General features: G+C 61.4%; 1 protein-coding gene. It reads left to right on the top strand.

The features are described 5' to 3' along the window. A partial coding sequence (acs, locus tag IOD40_RS19805) for an acetate--CoA ligase (RefSeq protein ID WP_198478424.1) occupies window positions 1–1,941 on the top strand: 1,941 nt, incomplete at its 5' end. Window positions 1,942–1,947 lie beyond the last annotated feature (6 nt).

Genomic DNA, 1,947 nt, shown 5'->3' with positions numbered 1-1,947 from the left:
GTTCACCCTGTCCAGTCTGCGTGGAAGACGGACGCGCTGATCGACAATGAGACGTATCTTGAGTGGTATGCGGCAAGCCTTGCCGATCCGGACGGGTTCTGGGGTGAGCATGGCAAGCGCATTGACTGGTTCACGCCCTACAGCAAGGTCAAGAACGCCTCGTTTGATGGCGATGTGGTCATCAAATGGTTCGAGGATGGCGAGACCAACGTCTCCTACAATTGCATTGACCGTCACCTTGCAACGCGCGGCGATCAGGTTGCGATCATCTGGGAAGGCGACAACCCCTATGACGACAAGAAGATCACCTATCGCGAATTGCACGAGCATGTGTGCCGCCTTGCCAATGTGTTGAGGGCGCATGGCGTCAAGAAGGGCGACCGCGTCACCATCTACATGCCGATGATCCCGGAGGCGGCCTATGCGATGCTGGCCTGCTCGCGCATCGGCGCGATCCATTCGGTGGTGTTTGGCGGCTTTTCGCCCGAGGCGCTGGGCGGGCGCATCGTCGACTGCCAGTCAACCTTCGTCATCACCGCTGATGAGGGGCTGCGCGGCGGACGCACCGTTCCGCTGAAGGAGAACACCGACAAGGCGATCGACATTGCCGCCAAGCACCATGTCATGGTCAAGAACGTCCTGGTCGTGCGCCGCACCGGCGGCAAGGTCGGCTGGGCGCGCGGCCGCGACCTCTGGTATCACGAAGAAACCCGCAAGGTGGAACCGAGCTGCGAGCCGGAGAAAATGAATGCGGAAGACCCGCTTTTCATTCTCTACACCTCAGGTTCGACCGGCAAGCCGAAGGGCGTGCTGCACACCACCGGCGGCTATCTCGTCTACGCCTCGATGACGCACCAATATATCTTCGACTACCATGATGGCGACATTTTCTGGTGCACCGCCGATGTCGGCTGGGTGACCGGTCACAGCTACATCGTCTATGGCCCGCTGGCGAACGGGGCAACCACGCTGATGTTCGAGGGCGTGCCGAACTATCCCGATGCCGGCCGCTTCTGGGATGTGGTCGACAAGCACAAGGTCAACATCTTCTACACCGCTCCGACCGCGATCCGCGCGCTGATGGGGGCGGGCGAGGAATGGGTAACGCGTTCTTCGCGCCAGAGCCTCAAGCTGCTTGGCTCGGTCGGCGAGCCGATCAATCCGGAAGTCTGGCAGTGGTATTTTGATACGGTCGGCAATGGCAAGGTGCCGATCGTCGACACCTGGTGGCAGACCGAAAATGGCGGCATCCTGATCGCGCCGCTGCCGGGCGCCACCGATCTGAAGCCGGGTTCTGCGACGCGGCCCTTCTTCGGCATCGAGCCGCAGCTGGTCGACAATGATGGCAATGTGCTGGAAGGGGTGGCGGACGGCAATCTGTGCATCACCCAGCCCTGGCCGGGGATGATGCGCTCGGTCTATGGCGACCACAAGCGCTTCATCGAAACCTATTTTGCCACCTATGCCGGCAAGTATTTTACCGGCGATGGCTGCCGGCGCGATGAAGACGGCTATTACTGGATCACCGGCCGCGTCGACGACGTCATCAACGTGTCGGGCCACCGCATGGGCACTGCCGAGGTGGAATCGGCACTGGTCTCCCATGACAAGGTCTCGGAAGCGGCAGTGGTCGGCTATCCGCACGCGATCAAGGGGCAGGGCATTTATTGCTATGTCACGCTGATGGAAGGCGAGGAAGGATCGGACGAATTGCGCAAGGAGCTGGTGGCGCATGTGCGCAAGGAGATCGGCCCGATCGCCTCGCCCGACCTGATCCAGTTTGCGCCCGGCCTGCCGAAAACCCGCTCCGGCAAGATCATGCGCCGCATCCTGCGCAAGATCGCCGAAGACGATTTCGCCTCGCTCGGCGACACCTCAACGCTTGCCGATCCGGCGGTTGTCACCGACCTCATCGACAACCGCCAGAACAAGAGCGCCTGAGGCAGC

Origin of the sequence: Aquamicrobium zhengzhouense (assembly GCF_016124105.1) — a bacterium.
In the GTDB taxonomy this organism is placed as follows: Bacteria; Pseudomonadota; Alphaproteobacteria; order Rhizobiales; family Rhizobiaceae; genus Aerobium; species Aerobium zhengzhouense.
The sequence above is the reverse complement of the archived record's forward strand: the minus strand, read 5'-3'. Positions and strand labels throughout refer to the sequence as shown.